This is a genomic window from Bacillus sp. JNUCC-21, assembly GCF_041222765.1.
GTDB lineage: Bacteria > Bacillota > Bacilli > Bacillales > Bacillaceae > Bacillus > Bacillus velezensis.
In genome coordinates this window covers 1,076,034-1,090,565 of record NZ_CP166019.1, presented here as the reverse complement: position 1 = coordinate 1,090,565, position 14,532 = coordinate 1,076,034, and the positions used below count along the sequence as shown (strand labels likewise).

Sequence of the window (14,532 nt, the reverse complement as noted above, 5' to 3'; positions counted from 1 at the left end):
AACCGCTGAATGAGATTCAGCGGTTTTTTTGTTCATCCTGTTTGTAAAGAAGAGCTTTCAGGAGCGCTTTTTGCGCGTGAAGCCGGTTTTCCGCCTGCTGAAATACCGCAGAGTTCGGGCCGTCGATAATCTCGGACGTGACCTCTTCTTCCCGATGCGCGGGCAGGCAATGCAAAAATGTATAGTCGGGTTTGGCGAGACTGACGAGTGAGGCGTTGACTTGATACGGGGCAAACACATTCAGCCGCTGCTGCGTCTCTTCCTCCTGCCCCATGCTCGTGAAGACGTCGGAGTAAATCACGTCTGCATCCCGCACCGCTTCCTGCGGATTTTCGGTAAGGGTGATTTTCGCTCCGGAAACAGCCGCCGCTTCTTTCGCGGCATTTACCGCCTCTTCCTCTACTTCATAGCCTTTCGGCGAAGCAATCGCAATGTCGCAGCCCATTTTTGCGCAGCCGATCATTAGTGAATGCGCTACATTATTTCCGTCACCGATATAGGCGGCTTTTACTCCTTTCAGTTTTCCTTTTATTTCTTGTATCGTTAACAGATCCGCGAGTGCCTGACACGGGTGATACCGGTCGGTCAGCCCGTTTATGACGGGAATGTCTGCATGCTCGGCAAGCTCTTCGACTTTTTCATGCTCAAAGGTGCGGATCATAATGGCATCAACGAAGCCGGACAGCACCTTCGCCGTATCCGCGACCGTCTCCCCCCGCCCAAGCTGCAGGTCGCTGCTTGAAAGAAATAGTCCCGTTCCCCCGAGCTGGGCCATTCCCGCTTCAAAAGACACACGTGTGCGGGTTGAAGATTTTTCAAAAATCATCGCCAATGTTTTCCCTTGGAAAATCGGCTGTATCGGATGTTGTTTTAATAATGAAGCTTCTGTCAGAAGCGCATTGATGTCTGACGGGCTGACATCTTTTAAGGAAAGAAAATCTTTGCCGTACAAATGGGTTAATGTGTGTTCCGCTTTTATTGTGTGCATGATGCCACTTCCTTTTGATAAAGATCTTTGAGCGATACAGGCTGAGGTTTGCCCGAGCCGCTTGCTAAAAATGCCTTTACGGTTTCCGGTTCAGTAAAGACCGTCACACCGTGCGTCATGGCTTCGATCCGTTGTTTACGCGCTTCTTCAGAGTGATTGAAATTGATATGGACCGCTTTATCCTTTCGCTCTGCCCATGCCGGGAACGCATCTTTGCATACCGTAAATCCCGCCTCTTGAGCCTGACGTTCCAATTCCGCATCACAGCCTTCCAGATAGATGCTGCCTTTTTTCTCCCAGACGTGCGCGTAGATTTTTTTCAGGGCGCTTTCTGCGTCAAACGCGACACACATGCCTTCTCCGGTCGACTTCATTTCCGGCCCGGGCTTTACGTCCACATCCTGAATGGCGTGCGAAGAAAAAACCGGGAATTTCACTGCCGTTCCGTGCTGATTTTGAACCTCAGGCTTGATGTCTTTAAGGGAAGCGCCGGCCAGCAATCTGGCGGCAAGCGGGATCATCGGCACCCCCATCACCTTAGACACGACAGGAACCGTGCGGCTTGCCCGCGGATTCACTTCAAGAACGAGAATATCCCCTTTGTCATCAATGACAAACTGAATGTTCATGATGCCTTTAAAAGCCAGTTTTACCGCGATTTTTTCGGCGGCCTCTTTTATATTCCGCTGCATATCAGGTGTGACAGACGGACCCGGAAGAATCGCAAAACTGTCACCCGAATGGACGCCGGCGCGTTCAATGTGCTCTGTGTAAGTCGGCACAAATACTTCATGTCCGTCGGAAATCAGATCGATCTCCAATTCTTTTCCTGTAATGTACTGATCGATCAAAATCGGATACGGCATGCTCGCTTCATTTGCCAGCAGCTCTGACATTTGCGCTTCTGAATCAACGATGATCATGCCCATTCCCCCGATGACATAAGACGGACGGATCAGCACGGGGTAGCCGATTCGGCTTGCTTTTTCCGTTGCTTCTTCTTTTGAATAAGCGGTTTCGCCTTTGGCATGTTTCAGGTCAAGGTCATCAAGCAGCTGATAAAATAGATCCCGATCCTCCAGCGCATCAAGGGTTTCAAAGGATGTTCCGAGCAGCGGAATGCCCGCTTTTTCCAGCGGTTCAGCGGCATTGATCGCGGTCTGTCCCCCAAATTGGACGATGGCAAAATCAATGTTTTCATGTTCCGCCACGTTCAAAATATGTTCTGTCGTCAGCGGTTCAAAATAAAGCCGGTCGGCGATTTCATAATCCGTGCTTACTGTTTCCGGATTGTTATTGATCATAATCGTTTCATACCCCAGCTTTTGCAGGGTCAGAACGCCGTGGACGGCGCTGTAATCAAATTCCACTCCCTGACCGATGCGGATCGGGCCTGAGCCGATGATGAGGGCGCGTTTTTTCTCTTTTCGGCTGATATCTCCGTCGCTTTCCCCGAGGTAGGTGGAGTAGAAATAATTCGTCTTGGCATCAAATTCAGCGGCACATGTATCTACGATTTTAAACGACGGGACGATGCCTGATTTCTTTCTGAGAGCACGGATGTCTTCTTCCGTTTTTCCCGTGAGAGATGCGATCATGACATCCGTGAAGCCCTTTACCTTCGCCTGCTTTAAAAGCGGGAAAGACAGATGATCCCCTTCTTCCATCAGCTTGTTTTCCAATGTGATGATATTTCGGAATACATGGAGAAAAAACGGGTCAATTTTCGTTTTGGCATGGATGTCTTCTATCGTTTCACCGCGGCTTAACAGCTCCATGACGACGAAAAATCTCCGGTCATCCGGCGTTACCGCTAATTCCCACAGCTGATTGATCGTACAGCCGCCGAGTTCAGGCAGGCGGGTGCCGATCGTTTTCAGCTCAAGGGAGGCCGCCGCTTTTTGAATGGCCGCTTCCATATTTCTTTCAATCGCCATGACCTCTCCCGTCGCTTTCATCTTCGTTCCGAGCGTGCGGTCGGCATGTTTAAATTTATCAAACGGCCAGCGCGGGAATTTGACGATGACATAATCAAGCGCCGGTTCAAAGCTTGCATAAGTAGAGCCCGTCAGCGGATTTTTCAGTTCGTCGAGCGTATAGCCGACGGCAAGTTTCGCCGCCATTTTGGCAATCGGATAGCCGGTCGCTTTTGACGCGAGAGCTGAAGAGCGGCTGACACGCGGGTTCACTTCAATGACATAGTACTGTTTGCTGAACGGATCCAGCGCAAATTGAATGTTGCAGCCTCCGACCACATCCAGCGCCGAAATAATCGCCAGGCTTGCTGAACGCAGCATCTGATATTCTTCATCCGTTAACGTCTGGGACGGTGCGACGACGATGGAGTCCCCTGTATGCACGCCGACGGGATCGATGTTTTCCATATTGCAGACGGTGATGCATGTATGATTGCTGTCGCGCATGACCTCATATTCGATTTCTTTAAATCCGGCGATGCTTTTTTCGACGAGGCATTGGCTGATCGGGCTTGCTAACAGCGCCTGTTTAATAAGCGTCTGAAACGCTTCTTTCGTTTTCGCGATTCCGCCTCCCTTTCCGCCTAACGTGTACGCCGGTCTCAGAATGACCGGAAATCCGATAGACTCAGCGAAACGGAGGGCGTCTTCTTCGTTGTCGACGATTTCGCTTTCCGGAACGGGCTGATCAAGCTCTTTCATCAGGGCGCGGAACTGCTCCCGGTCTTCGCCTTTTTGAATGGTTTCCACCGATGTTCCCAAAAGCTTGACGTGATGCTTCTTCAGCACGCCTGCTTCTTCAAGCTTAACGGCTAAATTCAATGCCGTCTGGCCGCCCAAATTGGCAAGCAGACCGTCCGGTTTTTCTTTTTCAATAATGGCCTCGATGCTGTCGGTTGTGAGCGGTTCAAAATATATTTCATCGGCAAACGCCTCATCCGTCATAATCGTTGCCGGGTTGTTGTTGACTAGAATAACGCGGTATCCTTCTTCTTTCAGAGCCATGCAGCCCTGCGTTCCTGAATAATCAAATTCTGCCGCCTGGCCGATGATGATGGGGCCGGAGCCGATGACTAATATGCTGGAAATGGTTGTATCTTTAGGCATGAGCGATTTCTCTCCTTGCTGGTATCACTTTCTCTAGAAATTCATCAAATATCCACTCGCTCTCAGCCGGTCCGGGGTGAGCTTCAGGGTGGAACTGGACGCTTAATACGGGAAGGCGCTTATGAATGAGCCCTTCCACTGATGTGTCATTGACATGATGAAATCTGATGGACAGCTCGTTTTCGTCAATTGATGCTTCATCAACGACATAGCTGTGGTTCTGGCTTGTCATAAACACCCGTTTCGTTTTCCGGTCAATGACGGGATGGTTGGCACCCCTGTGGCCGAACGGCAGCTTATACGTATTTCCTCCGAAAGCCAGGGCAATCAGCTGATGCCCGAGGCAAATGCCGAGTGCGGGGAAATCACTGAGTAATGATGTAATCCGGTTCATGTACGGCGCAATCGCTTTCGGGTCGCCCGGGCCGTTTGAGAGCACGATTCCGTCGGGCTGAATGTCGTAAACAGCGTTCATCTGCTGATACGGAATGACCGTTACTTTACAGCCGCGCTTTACAAGTGACGAGGCGATTGATTTTTTATAACCGAAATCAATCAGCGCAATATGCCGGTCTCCATTCCCCATTGACGTGATGTCTTCAGACTGCGCCAGCTCCGCCGGGTTTTCTGTTCCGGATGCTGCCGGAATTTCTCCTGTTGTTGACACGGCAGCGTTCATCGTGCCGCCGGAGCGGATGGTTTTGACGACGGCCCGTGTGTCCACTTCGGTTAAGAGCGGGATGTTCCATTTATTTAAATACTCTCTCAAGCTTGAGACTGCTTCATGGTGAGAAAAATGTTCACACGCTTCATAGACGGCAACAGCCTTGACTTGAGGAATCTTACTTTCAAGGTCTTTTTCATTAATTCCGTAGTTTCCGATCAGCGGATACGTAAAGACGATGATCTGACCCTTATATGACGGGTCTGTAAGCACTTCCTGATAGCCCGTCATTCCGGTGAAAAAAACCGCTTCGCCAACACAGCGGGCTTCTTTTTCAAGTTCACCGCCAAATGATGTTCCGTCTTCCAATACTAAATAGCCTTTCATCTAAAGCCCACCTCTTGATGAATAATTAATTAAAAATATGAATTTTTATACTTTTATATCGAAAAAAATTACCGTTTCACTGCCGAATGCGCTTCGATCGCTGCCTTCAGCATACTGACGGCCGACAGCATTTCTTCTTCAGAAACCGTAAGCGGCGGGAGCAGCCTGATGACATTCGGTCCGGCCGGAAGCACGAGAAGCCCGCGTTCCTGCAGATCTCCGATGATGCCGGACACGGGACCTGCGCATTCAATGCCGATTAATAACCCTTTTCCGCGGATTTCTTTTACAAAAGGCCCTGTCAGTTCACGGTTCAGCTGCGCTTTTAAAAATGATCCTTTGTCTGCCGCCGCCTGGAGAAAGTCCGGCTGAAACACAATATCCAAGGTTGCTTTCACAGCTGCCATGGCAAGCTTATTGCCGCCGAAAGTCGTACCATGCGTACCCGGCGTAAAGGCGTCGCCAAGCTTCTTTTTGCCGATCACGGCTCCGACGGGAAAACCGTTTCCAAGCCCTTTCGCAGCAGTGATGATGTCCGGAGAGATGCCGAAATGCTCATAGCCGAATGCCTTGCCCGTCCGGCCGATTCCGGTTTGAATCTCGTCTGCGATAAGCAGCGCCTGTTTGTCTTTGCAAAATGTCTGTAAGGCTTCGATGAATTCCGGATCGGCGGGATTGACTCCCCCTTCTCCCTGCACCGTCTCAAGCATGACGGCGGCGATATCATCCTCTTTTGAAAGCGTGCTGAATGCCGACGGATCATTGAACGGAAGATAGTGAAAGCCTTGAAGCATCGGTCCGAAACCGGTCTTGATTTTGTCTTGTCCGGTGGCGGCCATCCCCGCATAGGTCCGCCCGTGAAAGGATTGATGAAATGTTACAATTTTTGTCTTTCCCGTTGCTTTACGGGCAAGCTTAATGGCGCCTTCATTCGCTTCGGCCCCGCTGTTGCAGAAGAAAACGAGATCTCCCGCGCTATGTTCGGCAAGCTTTGCCGCGGCTTTTTCCTGAAGATCATTTTCAAACAGATTGGAAACGTGCCATACGCTGTCAAGCTGTTCTTTCACTGCTTCTGTGACCTCATCATGACAATGGCCGAGATTGGAAACGGCGATGCCCTGAATAAAATCGAGATACGTTTTTCCGTTTTCATCCTCTGCAATTGTCCCTTTCGCTTTTTTGATATCGATGGGCCAGCGGCTGTAGGTTTGAAATAGACTGCTCATGACACGCTCTCCTTTTCTTTGACGATTTTTGTTCCTTGGAAGGCTTGATCGGTGAAAAACGCTCCTTTTCCGTTTACGATCATCACTTCCTCGACATCTTCACTCAGTGCCGATAATGCCGAGTTTACCTTCGGAATCATCCCTCCTGAAATCACGCCGTCATCTATGAGGGCCTGAATCTCTTGCGGCGTCAAAGTATCCAGCCTGCTCTCTCCGTCCATAATTCCTTCGACATCCGTGACAAATAAAAGTTTGTCGGCGTGTAAGGCTGAAGCGACGGCCGATGCCGCGGCGTCTGCGTTGACGTTCAGCGTTTCGAAATCACTTGTCATGGAAAGCGGAGCGATAACGGGAATGATGCCTTCTTTCATTAATGCGTGAATGATTGACGGATCGGTTTTTTGTATTTCGCCGACTTCTCCGTATTTGTCTTGATTAAGATAGGATGCTTGAAGGAGACCGCCATCCTTTCCTGATATTCCCGCGGCTTTCAGCCCGTTTTTCGCGAGTTCGGTTACGAAAAATTTATTGATCGTCCCTGACAAGACCATTTCCGCTGTTTCCAGCACCGGTTTGGTCGTTTTCCGCTGTCCATCGACAAATTCCGTTTCAATCTGCAATGTTTTCAGCATTTTTGAAATGTCCGGGCCGCCTCCATGGACGACGGCAATGTTCCAGCCCGATTGCATAAGCTCTTTTACATTTTGAAAAAAATCGGCGGATAACTCTCGGATTACGCTTCCGCCGCACTTAAAAACGATCGTTTTCTTCATGCCGCTCCCCTTTGTTATGTGCGATAGCTCGCATTGATTTTAATATAATCATAGGTTAAGTCACAGCCCCATGCCCGGCCGCTGCCGGAGCCTTCCTGCAGGCGGACTGCAATCGTAATCTCATCACCTGATAAGTACTCCTTGGCATCAGTTTCCGAAAACGGCTGAGGTTCGTTGTGTTTAAACAGACACTGGCCGCCGAGGAAAACTTCCACTTGTTCGGCCGTTACGCTTGCCGCACTGTGCCCGATTGCGCCGATGATGCGCCCCCAGTTGGCGTCTGTGCCGTAAACGGCGGTCTTCACAAGGCTTGAGCCGACGATTTTTTTGGCGATAATATTCGCCTCAAGGTTGTTTTTCGCGCCTTCGACTCTGGCTTCAATTAATTTCGTCGCTCCTTCACCGTCTCTGGCTATATCTTTGGCAAGGTCTTCGCATACAAGCTTTAATCCCTTTTTAAAAGCCGGCCAGTCAGGGTGCTGATCCGTCAGGCAATCATTCCCCGCGCAGCCGTTTGCCATCACAAGCACCATGTCATTCGTCGATGTTTCTCCGTCAACGGTGATTTGGTTAAATGAAACATCCGTAATCTCTCTGAGCGCGTTTTTGAGCGCCTGTTCTTCCACGGCCGCGTCCGTTGTGACAAAGCCGAGCATTGTCGCCATGTTGGGGTGGATCATGCCGGAGCCTTTCGCCGCTCCGCCGATCGTGATGATGTCTCCGCCGATCACCAGTTCATAACACGTCTGTTTCGTCACTGTATCCGTCGTCAAAATGGCTTCTTCAAATGCTCCGGATACGGACGGCGCTTGACCGAGCTGTTCAATGCCTGCTTGAATTTTTTTCATGTCTAAAAGCTCGCCGATCACCCCGGTTGACGAAACCGCAACAAGCTCCGGCTCAATGCCGAGCTGGCTCGCGAAGCCGTCCCGCATTTCATAGGCGTCCTTTAATCCTTGGTCTCCCGTACAGGCGTTGGCAATCGCGCTGTTGACGATAACCGCCTGAAGCACACCCTCTTTTTTCAGGCTGGCTTGCGTCACTTTCAGCGGCGCTGCCTGAAAATGGCTCTGCGTATATACCGCTGCACTGACTGCAGGCGCTTCGCTGATAATCGCTCCGAGATCTTTTTTTGAATAGCGCAGACCGCAGTGCACGCCCTTTGCCTCAAATCCTTTCGGCGAGGATACGCCGCCTTTTATTTTCGTGATTTCCTCACTCAGCTGAATCATATTTTTGAATCCCTCTTTCGTTCTATGGATAGACTGGCGTCATCGTAAGTCCCGTTTCTTCCTGCCAGCCATTCATGATATTTAAATTTTGAACCGCCTGCCCTGCGGCGCCTTTCATCAGATTATCTATGACAGAAACGATGGTGGCACGGTTTGTTCTTTCATCCACAGTGACACTGATATCACAAAAATTGCTGCCGTATACCTCTTTCGTCGCCGGAAATTCACCTTCCGGCCTGATTCTGACAAAATATGAATCTTTGTAGAATTCGGAATACAATTCTCTTACCTGTGCAGCAGACATACCCGGAGGAGCCTCCGTATACATCGTCGCCATAATGCCCCTTGTCATCGGCGCCAAATGAGCGGAAAACGTGATCGGGCCTGTGCCGGGCTGCCAAGCCGCTAATTGCTGTTCAATTTCCGGAGTATGCTGATGCTCATTAACCTTATAAATTTTGAAATTATCATTCAGCTCAGAATAATGAGTGCCCATGGATGCTTTTCGGCCGGCGCCGGATACGCCCGTTTTCGCATCAACAATCAGAAATGAATCTTGTAAAAGCTTATTCTTCGCCAGCGGGGCGAGCCCGAGCAGCACAGCCGTCGGAAAACATCCCGGATTGGCAATCAGCTTTGCAGTCTGAATCTCTTCTTTTTGCAGTTCAGCTAAACCGTAAACCGCGCTTTGAATCGTTCCTTTCGGAGCGGCCTTCCGCTTATACCACTTTTCATACACGGCCGGGTTTTGAATCCGCAGATCGCCGGATAGATCAATGACCGGGATACCCGCCTCCGCCAGCTTGGGCGACCACTCTCCCGAAACGCCGGGCGGCGCGGCTATGAACATGACATCAATTTCGTTTCGGATCGTTTCTATATGAAGCGGCCGAAGTGATTGTGACGCTATATTCCTCAAATGCGGATATGAAGCGGTATATTCTTTTCCTTCGTCGCTCGATGAATATAATATACAATCTTCTGCATAAGGGTGATGGTTAAGAATCCTGACAAGTTCGGCGCCTCCATAACCAGTCGCGCCTATAATACCTATTTTCAACGGGTTCACCTTCTTGGTTTTTGTGAAATTATTTAACATTATAACATGAATAAAAATTAATTCAATTGTATATTTAATATTTTTTCATTCATTTTCCATCTGTTTTCGCTGACAAAAACCCCCCCTCTCGATCGAGGGGGGGCATAAGAAAAACAGGCTGATCGGATCAGCCTGTTTTTTTCAGCATCATCAGCCCGCTTATAAAAAACAGCACGGAGCTGGCGTAAAAAATAATATAAACCGTAAAGAAATCAGCGAGAAACCCGCCGAGAATAATGGCGGCAGCTGAAAATACGGCCGTCCAGAAATGATAGCTGCCGACTTTTTTTCCCCGCTCCCCGCCGTCGGTGTAATCGGCGATCATGATTTTCTCGCCGTGTTTTTGCATCGCGCCGAACAGGCCCAAAAGCACCTGCACAACATAAACCTGGTGTACGCCGGTAATGTGCGGGAGCGTCAGAAGAAGCACCGCCATCCCTCACGAATTTGCCATAAGGAACCAGCGGGAATCCAGTCTTGCCGACAGCCGGCCGAGCAGCGGATGAATCAATGCGCCGCTCAGGCCAAACAAGCCGTATGAGAGACCGAATTGCGTGTAGCTGGAACCGATGTTTTTAATAAATAAAATATAAAACGGAAAGATCAGGCTGCCGGCAAAAAAGACACTGCTCTGTGACAGGATCAGCCATTTTAAATGGTTGTGTTTCATGATTTGTACCTCTGATAAAAATAATTCATAAACAAGTCATCCGGATCATATTTGTGTTTTTTCTGAAAGAACATATCGCTTTTCGGATATGCCTCGCGCATCTGCTCTTTCGTTTGATACAGCATATACGGGAGATAATAACTGCCGCGGTGGCGCAATGCCGTATCCGTCATTTTTCTGACAATCCGCGCCGCGCTCGCCTGGCTGTCTTTTGAAAACCCTTCGTTGATTAAAAGAACGAGTGAAAACATGTCTTCCTTTGCGTATGACAGATCGGCTTTTTCATTTTTTTGCACGTAGCGGATCGTAATATTTACGAGATTGAGATCTTCATGTGACAGCGTCTTGCGTAAATCATGAATGTACGGCGCAAATTCGCCGACGGGCACGAAGTATTCTTGCAGCACATCGGTGTTGTCCGTGTTTTCATATTCCAAAAATTTCGATTCTGACCGCATGACATTGTTCCTGGAGACTTTCACGCCGTTTTGGCTGAGAAAATAAGACTGCTGGGTTGACCAGAACCAATTTCTGCCCCAGTCATACCGGCGGGAGAGGCCGAGCGCGAATTTCGTCAGCGCCGGATGCTCATCTTCTTTCAGTTCATTGTGCCGCTTTAATTCTTTCTGGTTGTCTGAGAGTGTGTAATCAGTCACATACATATCGTGCAAAAAGCCTTTATCCCCTGTTGCGATCCGCGCGAGATGCATGCGCACGGCGGGGTTGCGCCGAACATGCTGCGTAAAATATTGACTGTATGTATCAGCGTTCATGCGTTTCGTTTTCATTTCATAAAGCTCATCATCCGTCAGCTCAATATCCGCGTCCAGGATGACGCCGAACAGGCCGTAGCCGCCGATGACGGCTGAAAACAGGTCATCTTTCGGAGTAACGGTGATGACTTTGCCGTCCGCCTTTAAAAGATGAAACGATTTGACCGTATCAATCAGCGAACCGTACCGGATATCCCGGCCGTGGGCGTTGGCGCTCAGTGAGCCGCCGATCGTAAAAATGTTTTGCGATTGCATGACTTTTACCGCGAGCCCGTACGGATTGACATAGCGCTGAATATCATTCCACGTCGCTCCCGCCTGCACCCTGATGATTTTTTTCTTTCGGTCGAGACCGAGTATTTTGTTGTAGCCCGTCATGTCGAGAACGATACCGTCTTCATAATACGTCTGGCCGCCCATTGAGTGCTGGGCGCCTGCGATTGAGATCTTCAGGTGCTTTCTCTTGGCTTCCTTAATCGTTTCGACCAATGTTTCTTTCTCTTTTCCTTTGACCGTCTGCTTAATTTTCACGGGCATGAGACGGCTGACATCCGTCATTGTCCCTGCCTGCTGCTCCGGCTCTTTGTGAAAAGCGGAAACAGCGAACAGCGCCGTATAAACAAGGATGCTAAGGATAATGAGAAGTAATTTTTTCTTCATGGATTCCTCCCTCGCATGCAGCCGGTCTATTATATCATGCCTCACGTCCGTTTTTTTCCTTTTTAACCCGATACCGCAAAAAACCCCGAATGGTGGGAAACTCGGGTTTTTTTAGTGTCTTGCGTTCTTTCCGCACGCCGGTCTGCAGCGGCAAAGCAGACAGAACGGCGCCCGACAGAATCATGTTTAGTACAGCTCGAAACGGTCAGCCGGAAAACATCGGGCATAAAAATCCACAGAAATCCTTAAAATGATTTTTTAGTCAGTATATAATCGATATATATGCAGATGTATTACCAAAGGGATTGTTTCAAACAAACATGTTAAATGAGGTGGGGAAAATAAACATAAAAGGAATCAATCATCTTCTTTTTTCTGTTTCAAATTTGGAAAAATCTATAGAATTTTATGAAAAAGTATTTCATGCACAACTCCTGGTTAAAGGGCAAAAAACAGCATATTTTGATCTGAACGGGCTTTGGCTTGCACTTAACTTAGAGGCGGATATACCAAGAAATGAAATACATAAATCTTATACGCATATGGCCTTTACAATTGACCCAAAAGATTTTGATGCAATACATCAAAGGTTAAAAAATCTAAATGTAAATATATTAAATGGGCGTCCTAGGGATAAGCAAGATCATAAGTCAATTTATTTTACTGATCCCGATGGACATAAATTTGAATTCCACACAGGTACACTCCAAGACAGACTGTCCTATTACAAAAAAGATAAACCTCATATGAAATTTTATATATAAAGGTTTGTTTGCGATCCAAAACAAACCCTCACTGTCGCTTATCCGCGTTGATTTTTTCCTTGTAAATGCAGACAAAAGAAAAGCACCTCCAAACTTTAGGATGTACCTAAAATCCGAGGTGCATTTTCTTATTACTGAATCCCTAATGCGATTTTTGCGTAGCGTGACATTTTGTCTCTTGTCCAAGGCGGATTCCAGACGATGTGGACCTCCGTCTCTTTTACATCCGGAATGTCGGCGAGCGCTTTTTTCACCTCGTCGACGATGATCGGAGCGAGCGGGCACCCCATTGATGTCAGTGTCATCGTAACGTGCGTCAGGCCGTCGTCATCCATATCAACGTCGTATACAAGGCCGAGATTGACGATATCGACGCCGAGCTCAGGGTCAACAACCTGCTCCAAGGCGCCCATGATGTTTTCTTTTAATGCTTCTTCCACGTTCCATCACTCCTTTTTCCTCAGTATAACGTAAAAGCGGGTTTTGTTAACACCTTTGTGCTTTATAAATGCTTATCGAACCAGGCGACGGTTTCTAAAACGGCGTATCTCGGGACTTTATGATCAGCCCGTTCGTCTTTCAGAAACTGAAGATGGTCAGGCCGGCTGCTGTAATGAGGTTTAATCGTTTCATAAAAGCCGCGGGTCGGTGCATACGGAACGACTTTGTCTTGAACGCCGTGCCAGAACAGCAGCGGGCGGCTGAGGAGTTTTTCCGGTTCCAGACTGAGATCGAACGGTTTGAGCCGCGCAAACAGTTCATCGACCTGTTCTTTTGTGACGTCAATGTCGATGTCCTGCTTTTGAATGTGGTCAATCTGCTGCTGAAAAAATGCCGTATAGTTCGGGCTCCCCATCAGACTGACGCCGGCTTTGACCCAATCATACGCGGCCATCGCGCCGAATGTCGTAATTCCGCCCATTGACGTGCCCGCAAGACCGATCCGCCCGTCTTCAATCAGACCGCGCGCTTCAAAATCCTTTTTCAGCACGTCAAGCTCCTCGATTTCATTTAATACAATGTCCCAAAAATGGACGGCGAGCTCTTCTGCTGACAGCTGTTCAGCGCGTTCACCGTGGTAAAGAGCTTCCGGCAGCACGGCCCTGAAGCCCTTTTCAGCAAGCAGGTAAGCGAAATGAAGATTATGCTCCTTCGCGCTTGTAAAACCGTGAATAAAGAAAACAAGGGGAGCGGGACGGTCCCGATTTTCTTCTTTTACAATATGTAAAAACGGAATGCCTGATACGGTTTGATGATCAATAAGAATCACGTTGATTCCCTCCTTAGGATAACCATAATCATAAGTGTAACATGTAGACAATAAAGATGGTAAAAAGCTACACTGTACATAAGTGAAAAACAGCAAATTATATGACAAAAGGAGTTATTTATGGAGACAAAACCTTATCTCATCGCCTTAGATCTGGATGGAACTTTATTAAAAGACGATAAAACCATTTCCCCTGAAACGGCACGGACGATTCAGAAGCTGAAAGAAGCGGGTCATCATGTCTGCATCTCAACCGGGCGCCCGTTCCGTTCCAGTTCGATGTATTATGACGAGCTTGGGCTGACAACGCCGATTGTCAATTTTAACGGGGCGTTTGTCCACCATCCGAAAGACGAATCATGGGGACGATACCACACGTCTTTATCGGTCGATGTTGTCAGACAGCTTGCCGAACTTACAGAGACCTATCAAATACATAATGTGCTCGCTGAGGTCATTGATGATGTGTACTTCCATTATCATGATGAGCATTTAATTGAGGCGTTTCATATGAATACGGCGAATGTCACATTCGGCGATCTGCGTGAAACGGTCAAGGAGGATGTAACGTCCGTATTGATTCATGCAAAGGAAGAGGACGTCGCGGATATACGCGCACATTTATCCGATGTGCACGCCGAGGTCATTGACCACAGAAGATGGGCGGCTCCGTGGCATGTGATTGAAATCATTAAACACGGGATGAATAAAGCGGTCGGCCTGAAGAAAATCAGCGACTATTACCAAGTGCCGAGAGAACGGATCATCGCGTTCGGCGACGAAGACAACGATCTTGAAATGCTCCGGTTTGCCGGGTGCGGCGTAGCGATGGGAAACGGCACGGATGAAGTCAAACAGGCCGCCGACCGCGTCACGGGATCAAATGAAGCGGACGGAATCGCCGAATTTTTAAAATCCTATTTCTCCCTGTGAGGTTTTGCCG

12 protein-coding genes and 1 pseudogene are annotated in these 14,532 nt (G+C 48.6%); 2 read left to right on the top strand and 11 right to left on the bottom strand.

All coding sequences use genetic code 11. The annotated features are described in order from the left end of the window. Positions 1 to 16 precede the first annotated feature (16 nt). The 9 genes and pseudogenes from argF to JNUCC21_RS05600 all read right to left on the bottom strand — a co-directional run bounded on the left by argF (position 17) and on the right by JNUCC21_RS05600 (position 11,555). Positions 17 to 988 (bottom strand): ornithine carbamoyltransferase, encoded by a 972-nt coding sequence (gene argF, locus JNUCC21_RS05640; protein ID WP_012117275.1) that lies wholly within the window; start codon positions 986 to 988, stop codon positions 17 to 19. Further along, entirely contained in the window at positions 976 to 4,071 is a 3,096-nt protein-coding gene (locus tag JNUCC21_RS05635; RefSeq protein WP_072588977.1) for a carbamoyl phosphate synthase large subunit, read from the bottom strand. Before JNUCC21_RS05635 ends, argF begins: the two co-directional genes overlap by 13 nt. Further along, the gene (locus JNUCC21_RS05630; protein WP_012117273.1) at positions 4,064 to 5,122 is read right to left on the bottom strand and encodes a carbamoyl phosphate synthase small subunit; all 1,059 of its coding nucleotides are present in this window, start codon (positions 5,120 to 5,122) and stop codon (positions 4,064 to 4,066) included. Before JNUCC21_RS05630 ends, JNUCC21_RS05635 begins: the two co-directional genes overlap by 8 nt. A gap of 68 nt (positions 5,123 to 5,190) precedes the next feature. Further along, complete coding sequence (locus JNUCC21_RS05625; RefSeq protein WP_007409133.1) at positions 5,191 to 6,348, bottom strand: acetylornithine transaminase; 1,158 nt, start codon at positions 6,346 to 6,348, stop codon at positions 5,191 to 5,193. Next, positions 6,345 to 7,121, bottom strand: coding sequence for an acetylglutamate kinase (gene argB, locus JNUCC21_RS05620; RefSeq protein WP_007409134.1), 777 nt, complete (start codon positions 7,119 to 7,121; stop codon positions 6,345 to 6,347). Before argB ends, JNUCC21_RS05625 begins: the two co-directional genes overlap by 4 nt. Before the next feature lie 14 nt (positions 7,122 to 7,135). After that, on the bottom strand, positions 7,136 to 8,353 hold the full coding sequence (argJ, locus tag JNUCC21_RS05615; RefSeq protein ID WP_015239557.1) for a bifunctional ornithine acetyltransferase/N-acetylglutamate synthase: 1,218 nt from the start codon (positions 8,351 to 8,353) through the stop codon (positions 7,136 to 7,138). A gap of 22 nt (positions 8,354 to 8,375) precedes the next feature. Continuing rightward, positions 8,376 to 9,413: an N-acetyl-gamma-glutamyl-phosphate reductase gene (gene argC, locus JNUCC21_RS05610; protein ID WP_369878672.1), complete on the bottom strand. Its 1,038-nt coding sequence runs from the start codon at positions 9,411 to 9,413 to the stop codon at positions 8,376 to 8,378. A gap of 166 nt (positions 9,414 to 9,579) precedes the next feature. Then, positions 9,580 to 10,122: pseudogene (locus tag JNUCC21_RS05605) on the bottom strand (MFS transporter). Then, the gene (locus tag JNUCC21_RS05600; RefSeq protein WP_085341877.1) at positions 10,119 to 11,555 is read right to left on the bottom strand and encodes an FAD-binding oxidoreductase; all 1,437 of its coding nucleotides are present in this window, start codon (positions 11,553 to 11,555) and stop codon (positions 10,119 to 10,121) included. Before JNUCC21_RS05600 ends, JNUCC21_RS05605 begins: the two are co-directional and overlap by 4 nt. Before the next feature lie 320 nt (positions 11,556 to 11,875). Between JNUCC21_RS05600 and fosM the strand changes: the two genes are divergently transcribed. Beyond that, complete coding sequence (gene fosM / locus JNUCC21_RS05595) at positions 11,876 to 12,319, top strand: FosM family fosfomycin resistance protein (protein WP_020955622.1); 444 nt, start codon at positions 11,876 to 11,878, stop codon at positions 12,317 to 12,319. 131 nt (positions 12,320 to 12,450) lie between these two features. On the opposite strand, the gene JNUCC21_RS05590 is transcribed toward fosM, so the two are convergent. Both JNUCC21_RS05590 and JNUCC21_RS05585 read right to left on the bottom strand, forming a co-directional pair. After that, the gene (locus JNUCC21_RS05590; protein ID WP_003155088.1) at positions 12,451 to 12,759 is read right to left on the bottom strand and encodes a metal-sulfur cluster assembly factor; all 309 of its coding nucleotides are present in this window, start codon (positions 12,757 to 12,759) and stop codon (positions 12,451 to 12,453) included. Between the two features lie 62 nt (positions 12,760 to 12,821). Further along, positions 12,822 to 13,589, bottom strand: coding sequence for a prolyl oligopeptidase family serine peptidase (locus JNUCC21_RS05585; RefSeq protein ID WP_150941111.1), 768 nt, complete (start codon positions 13,587 to 13,589; stop codon positions 12,822 to 12,824). Positions 13,590 to 13,709: 120 nt separating this feature from the next. On the opposite strand from JNUCC21_RS05585, the gene JNUCC21_RS05580 reads away from it, so the two are divergent. Then, the gene (locus JNUCC21_RS05580) at positions 13,710 to 14,522 is read left to right on the top strand and encodes a Cof-type HAD-IIB family hydrolase (protein ID WP_007409141.1); all 813 of its coding nucleotides are present in this window, start codon (positions 13,710 to 13,712) and stop codon (positions 14,520 to 14,522) included. Positions 14,523 to 14,532: the final 10 nt, after the last annotated feature.